The organism is Halalkalicoccus subterraneus (assembly GCF_003697815.1).
Lineage (GTDB): Archaea > Halobacteriota > Halobacteria > Halobacteriales > Halalkalicoccaceae > Halalkalicoccus > Halalkalicoccus subterraneus.
The window spans coordinates 1-5,057 of sequence record NZ_RDQG01000087.1; the positions used below are offsets into that span (position 1 = coordinate 1).

General features: G+C 64.8%; 11 protein-coding genes. All 11 read right to left on the reverse strand.

Translation table 11 applies throughout. From position 1 onward, the window contains the following. The coding region (locus tag EAO80_RS18685; RefSeq protein ID WP_122091346.1) for a 50S ribosomal protein L18 at window positions 1-392 on the reverse strand (392 nt) is incomplete at its 3' end. Then, on the reverse strand, window positions 392-841 hold the full coding sequence (locus EAO80_RS18690) for a 50S ribosomal protein L19e (protein WP_122091337.1): 450 nt from the start codon (window positions 839-841) through the stop codon (window positions 392-394). The genes EAO80_RS18690 and EAO80_RS18685, both read right to left, overlap by 1 nt. Further along, a complete protein-coding gene (locus EAO80_RS18695) occupies window positions 838-1,611 on the reverse strand; it encodes a 50S ribosomal protein L32e (protein ID WP_122091338.1) in 774 nt (257 codons plus the stop codon). Before EAO80_RS18695 ends, EAO80_RS18690 begins: the two co-directional genes overlap by 4 nt. Continuing rightward, window positions 1,612-2,196 carry a 50S ribosomal protein L6 gene (locus EAO80_RS18700; protein ID WP_122091339.1) on the reverse strand — a complete coding sequence of 195 codons (585 nt, stop codon included), beginning with the start codon at window positions 2,194-2,196 and terminating at the stop codon, window positions 1,612-1,614. Window positions 2,197-2,198: 2 nt separating this feature from the next. Continuing rightward, the gene (locus EAO80_RS18705; protein WP_122091340.1) at window positions 2,199-2,591 is read right to left on the reverse strand and encodes a 30S ribosomal protein S8; all 393 of its coding nucleotides are present in this window, start codon (window positions 2,589-2,591) and stop codon (window positions 2,199-2,201) included. Further along, window positions 2,588-2,761 (reverse strand): 30S ribosomal protein S14, encoded by a 174-nt coding sequence (locus tag EAO80_RS18710; protein WP_008414535.1) that lies wholly within the window; start codon window positions 2,759-2,761, stop codon window positions 2,588-2,590. The genes EAO80_RS18705 and EAO80_RS18710 overlap by 4 nt, the downstream gene beginning before the upstream one ends. Next, complete coding sequence (locus EAO80_RS18715; RefSeq protein WP_122091341.1) at window positions 2,754-3,305, reverse strand: 50S ribosomal protein L5; 552 nt, start codon at window positions 3,303-3,305, stop codon at window positions 2,754-2,756. Before EAO80_RS18715 ends, EAO80_RS18710 begins: the two co-directional genes overlap by 8 nt. Continuing rightward, complete coding sequence (locus EAO80_RS18720) at window positions 3,302-4,006, reverse strand: 30S ribosomal protein S4e (RefSeq protein WP_122091342.1); 705 nt, start codon at window positions 4,004-4,006, stop codon at window positions 3,302-3,304. The genes EAO80_RS18715 and EAO80_RS18720 overlap by 4 nt, the downstream gene beginning before the upstream one ends. Next, window positions 4,003-4,359 carry a 50S ribosomal protein L24 gene (gene rplX, locus EAO80_RS18725; protein WP_122091343.1) on the reverse strand — a complete coding sequence of 119 codons (357 nt, stop codon included), beginning with the start codon at window positions 4,357-4,359 and terminating at the stop codon, window positions 4,003-4,005. The genes EAO80_RS18720 and rplX overlap by 4 nt, the downstream gene beginning before the upstream one ends. An 11-nt stretch (window positions 4,360-4,370) precedes the next feature. Next, window positions 4,371-4,769 (reverse strand): 50S ribosomal protein L14, encoded by a 399-nt coding sequence (locus EAO80_RS18730; RefSeq protein ID WP_122091344.1) that lies wholly within the window; start codon window positions 4,767-4,769, stop codon window positions 4,371-4,373. Further along, on the reverse strand, window positions 4,769-5,057 hold a 289-nt coding region (gene rpsQ, locus EAO80_RS18735), incomplete at its 5' end, for a 30S ribosomal protein S17 (protein ID WP_122091345.1). The genes rpsQ and EAO80_RS18730, both read right to left, overlap by 1 nt.

Consider the following 5,057-nt stretch of genomic DNA (forward strand, 5'->3'; position numbering starts at 1 on the left):
GGGATGTCGAGCCCCGCGTCGATCGCGCCCTCCTGAACGGCGAACACCTTGTTGCCGGGCGTCGCCGTGTGCAGGCCGATGTCGAGGACGGCCTCGGTGAGGCCGGCGTCGACCGCGCGCGACCCGAGGAGCAGGCCGGTGAGGTAGGCGGCGGGCAGGTTGCCCGTCGGTGCCTCCCAACCGAACTCCGCGAGGTCGCTCGAATGCGCGCTCGCTCGGGTCTCGTCACCCGCCGGGCTGGTCGTGATCAGCTGCGCCCTGATGTGCTTGTTGCTCGGACGAGCAACGAGCCGCGGCTTATCGGATTTCAGCAGGCGCAACCTCTGGTGGTAATCGGTTCGAACTTCGCGTCGGCGCCGCATGGGCACCTTATAGCGTGGTCCTGTCGCCATTATTCGTCACCGTACTGGTTGTCGATGTAGTTCATCATGTACCGGACGCTGCGGAACTCCCCGCCGCGGGACTTGTTGTACAGTTCGCGGTACTGGGTCGAGTCGATCTCGCCCTCCTCGCGGAGTTCGCGCAGTCGTCGTCGCTGTGCTCTGATCTGGTCTTTCCACTGGTCCTTCTCGTTCTGGCGCGCGCCGGCCGTCCCTTTGCGCTTGCCGGCACCCTTCCCGTGGCCGTAGGCGTGCTTTTTCTGGCGTTCGCGCGCGCGGCCGCGCGAGTTGCTCCGGGCCTCTTTCGACTGGATGGTGCCCTGATCGACCAGTTCGCGGATCTCCTCTCGGGTGATCGCGTCGGCGATCTCGCCTTGAGATTCCGGGTCGAACCAGACGCGGTTCTTGCCGACGTCCAACACGTCGGCCGCGAGTCGTTTCTGTGCTTTCAGGTCGCTCATTGCTCTACCTCCACTTCGACGTAGGTGGGGTTGAGAACGCGAATGTCCGCGCTCTCGGCTTCCTCCTCGATGCGCTCTCGCTTACGGCCGCCGACGGACGACCCGATCCGCACCGCCTGCCGGTCGCCGTCGACACCCTCGAGGTCGTCGACGTTCTCGACGCGCACTTCCTCGAAGCCGCTCGGGTGGAGCCCACGAACCGCCTTCGGGGTCCGGAAACCGGCCTCGACGACCGGGCCGCGGCTCTTGAAGCGCCGTCGCTGCTTCGAGAGGCCGCCGCGCGGGCGACGCCACGATTCCGGCGTGCGCTTTTTCTTGTGGTACTCCTGGCGCTTGAACGCCGGCTTGCCGACCCGCGCGCGCTGGCCGAGCAGGCGCGCCTTCTCGTCGTCGAGTTCGGGCGTCTTCTCGGTCAGACCGCGGGCCTGAAGCTCGGTCTCGACGTCCTCGGCCTCGGTGTCGGCCTCGGGCTCCTCGTCTTCGACCTCCGCTTCGGTCTCCTCGTCGACCTCCAGACCGCCGACGTCGGCCTTTATACGCGCTGCGAGCGCGTTGCCGATCCCCTCGACGTCCGCGAGTTCGTCCTGGCTCGCCGCCGTGACGTCCTCGACGGTCTCGAAGCCGGCCTCGCGCAGCGCGTCGGCCTTCGCGTCGCCGACGCCGCTGATGTCGGTCAGTTCGCTCGGCTCGTCGCCAACGGGCTGTTCCTCTTCGGGCGGGGTCGCTTCCCCACCGTCCTGCTCGGTCTGTTCCTCGTCGTTGTCGGCCATTTAGACACCCCCTTTCGGTTTCTCGGTGATGTAGACCCCGTCCTGGAAGACGCGGTTGTCCTTGCCGGACACCCGAGTGAGCTGTTCGATGTCCGCGGCGGTCTGTCCGACGTCCTCCTTGTTCGGTCCCGAGAGGACGATCTCCTCGCCGTCGATCTCCACCTGCGTATCGCCGTGGATCGTCGTTCTTCGAGGGGCTCGCTCGCCGAGGAAGTTCTCGATGACGACGTCCTCGCCGTCGATCTCTACCTGCATCGGGAAGTGAGAGTACAGCACTTCCATGCGGTACTCCCAGCCACCGGTGACGCCAAGAACCATGTTCCGCACGTGGCTTTCGAAGGTGCCGATGGTGGCGTTGGTTTTCGCGTTATCCGTCTCGCTCTCGATGACGAGGGCTTCGACGTCGCGCTCGTCCGTTTCGCCGTCGTCGGTCTCGACCGCTTCGGTGACCGTCTCGGTCGAAACGGTGACGTCGGGGTACCACAGCCGGCGAGTGACCTCGCCGTCGGGCCCCGAGATCGTCACGTCGAGGTGGTCGATCTCGCAGTCGACCTCGTCCGGTAGTGTGATTTCTGTTCGTGGCATGATCAGTAGACGTACGCGATCACCTGGCCACCGATGCCCTGTTCGCGGGCCTCGTAGTGGCTCATGATGCCGTGGCTGGTCGTGACGACGAGCGTCCCGTAGTCACGGGCGGGAAGGAACCGCTTCTCCCATTTCTCGAACTCGTCTGCTCCCGCCGAATAGCGGGGCTTGATCGGGCCACATTCGTTGATCGCGCCCTTCAGTTCGACCTCGAACTTCCCGGCTCGGCCGTCCTCGACGAACTCGAAGCCGTCGATGTACCCGCGGTCGTAAAAGACCTCGAGCACGGAGCCGATCTGGTTCGAAGCGGGCTGTATCGTGTGTGTCAGATGTCCCACACCCTCGGCGTTGTCGATCCCCGAGAGCGCGTTACTGAACGGATCACTCGTCGTCATTTGTACTTCTTGAACCCCATGTTGCGGGCGATCTCGCGGAAGCACTGTCGGCACAACCAGATGTCGTACTTGCCGACCAGGCCCTGCTTGCGGCCACATCGCTGGCACGCTTCGAGCTGGCCGGTGCGCTTCGTGGCGTGTTCGCCCGTCTCTGTCTCTGATTCACTCATCTGTGTCCTCCTGACCGATACCGGCGTCGAACTGCTCGTTCAGATACGCGATCGCCGCCGCCGCGTCGAGGCGGTGGTTCGACGGGATCTGTCGCGTCTCGATGTCCCGCTTTCGGATCCGGTAGCCCGGACGAACGAGGTTGACCGTCACGTCGAAGCCGAAGATCCCCACGTCGGGGTCGTACTCCTGATTCGGGAACTCGGTGTGCTCCTCGATCCCGAAGCTGACGTTGCCGGTCTCGTCGAACTGCTCGCCCGAGATGTCCGCGAGCGGGAGCGCCGTTTCGAGGAACTCCACTGCGGCCTCGTCCCGGAGAGTGACCTTCGCGCCGATCGGGTCGCCCTGACGGATGCCGAACTCGGGTTTCGTTCGCTTCGCCTGTGTTCGGACGCTCTTCTGGCCGGTGATCTCCTCTAGGATATCTTCGGCGCTCGCGAGTTCGCGCCCGCCGGTGCCGACGCCCATGTGGACGACGATCTTCTCGACGATGGGCTCGCGCATCTCGTGGAAGTCGCCCTCGGCTTCGGATTCGGCCTCGCTCATTGCTCGTCACCTCCCTCGACGAAGTTCTCGTCGATGACGACGACGTACTCGGCGATCGTCTCGAACTCGGTGTCCTCGCCGACGATACTGACCGTGTTCGGCGCGCTCGATTCGATCACGCGGATCCCCTCGATCTCGCCGATCTCGCCGGCGTGCTGGCCCTGCACCGCGGTGACCAGCGCACCCTCCTCGTAGGCGAAGTGCGCGAGGATCTCGTTGTCCCAGTCGATGACGATCGAGTCACCGCCGGAGTACTCGCTGCCTTCACCGACGCGCAGGTTGCGTCCGTCGTGCAACTGGAGCTGCGTCTCGCCGCCGGGCACCTGGCGCTTGTCGACAATCTTGCCGAGCTTGCCATCGGCATCGGCCTCGTCGATCGGCGTCAGCGCGAGCCGGCCGCCCTCGTCGGGAAAGACACGATAGAACTCGTTGCGCTCCTCGAACCCGAGGATGTCGAACATCCCGATGGGTCGGTGCACGTCGTTCACTGGCTCGCCGTTGACGAGGACGCCGCCCTCGTTCGTGGCGTACATCGCTTCCTTCTTCGAGTCGACATAGCCCAGTACGTCCCGCAGCACGATCAGGAGCGGTACGCCGTCCTCACCGTGCGGGCCCGCGCGGGCCTTCACGGTGTATTTGGCGGTTTTCCGCTCGACCGGCCACGAATCGGGTACTGAGAGTCGTTTCTGATGTCTGCTCATTCGTTATCACCCGAGAGCCGTGCCTCTCGAACCTCGTCGTCGAGGTCGAGACCCGTGATTCGGAGGTTGCTCGCCTCCATCGGGCGGGAGATCTCCTCGCCGTCGGCCTTCTCGAGGACCGCGTCCTCGACGTGAACGACGCCGCGCTTGAGATCCACCGAGGCGACCTCGCCGGTCTCGCCGGCGAAATCGCCGCGCATGACCTCGACGGTGTCCCCGGCGTTGACGCGTGCTCTTCGAACCCCGTGTTCGTCACGGAGGTCGTCCGAAAGCGTCGCGTGTAGCTGTTTGTGTCGCTCGTGAAGCGGCGCGTTCTGTGCCTCGTTTCGCTGTTTGCGTGGTTGCTTGCTCATGGTTCGATACGTTATACGATCATCGTCGCCGTACTGGCGACGCTGCCGAAGCGCTCTGCGACCTCGCGGGCGATCGGTCCCTTGATCTCGGTCCCGCGGGGGTCCTCGGCGTCGTCGACGATGACCGCGGCGTTGTCCTCGAACTTGACGCGCGTACCGTCGGGCCGGCGGATCGATTTCCGCTGGCGAATGACGACCGCTTCGAGGACCTGGCGGCGCATCTCGGGGGTCCCTTTCGTGACCGAGACGGTGATCTTGTCACCGACCCCCGCTTGTGGCTGGCGGTTCTTCACGCCCGAGTAGCCCGAGACGCTGAGCAGCTTCAGCTCGCGGGCGCCGCTGTTGTCCGCACAGTTGATGAGCGCGCCCTTCGAGAGGCCCTTCGTGACGTCGGCTTTCAGTGCCTCCATCACTGCTCACCCGCTTGTGCTTCGGTTGTTACGTCCCCCTCGGCTTCCTCCTCGTCGCCTTCGGCCGCTTCCGTCGGGTCGACGGGACCGAGCTCCAACTCGTCCTCGGAGACTTCGACGAGGACGTGGCTTTTCGTCTTCGAGAGGGGGCGTGTCTCTGCTATCTTCACGCGATCGCCGACCGAGACGTGATCGAGCACGCCCGGCACGTGGGCCGGGACGCGCGATCGACGCTTCATGTACCGATCGTATTTCGGCACGAAGACGTCGTACTCTCGTTCGACGATC

Excerpts from the sequence above, each read along its gene's own strand:
- EAO80_RS18695 (WP_122091338.1), bottom strand. The coding sequence starts at position 1,611 with ATGGCCGACAACGACGAGGAACAGACCGAGCAGGACGGTGGGGAAGCG.
- EAO80_RS18700 (WP_122091339.1), bottom strand. The coding sequence starts at position 2,196 with ATGCCACGAACAGAAATCACACTACCGGACGAGGTCGACTGCGAGATC.
- rplX (WP_122091343.1), bottom strand. The coding sequence starts at position 4,359 with ATGAGCAAGCAACCACGCAAACAGCGAAACGAGGCACAGAACGCGCCG.
- EAO80_RS18720 (WP_122091342.1), bottom strand. The coding sequence starts at position 4,006 with ATGAGCAGACATCAGAAACGACTCTCAGTACCCGATTCGTGGCCGGTC.
- EAO80_RS18730 (WP_122091344.1), bottom strand. The coding sequence starts at position 4,769 with ATGGAGGCACTGAAAGCCGACGTCACGAAGGGCCTCTCGAAGGGCGCG.
- EAO80_RS18715 (WP_122091341.1), bottom strand. The coding sequence starts at position 3,305 with ATGAGCGAGGCCGAATCCGAAGCCGAGGGCGACTTCCACGAGATGCGC.
- EAO80_RS18705 (WP_122091340.1), bottom strand. The coding sequence starts at position 2,591 with ATGACGACGAGTGATCCGTTCAGTAACGCGCTCTCGGGGATCGACAAC.
- EAO80_RS18710 (WP_008414535.1), bottom strand. The coding sequence starts at position 2,761 with ATGAGTGAATCAGAGACAGAGACGGGCGAACACGCCACGAAGCGCACC.
- EAO80_RS18690 (WP_122091337.1), bottom strand. The coding sequence starts at position 841 with ATGAGCGACCTGAAAGCACAGAAACGACTCGCGGCCGACGTGTTGGAC.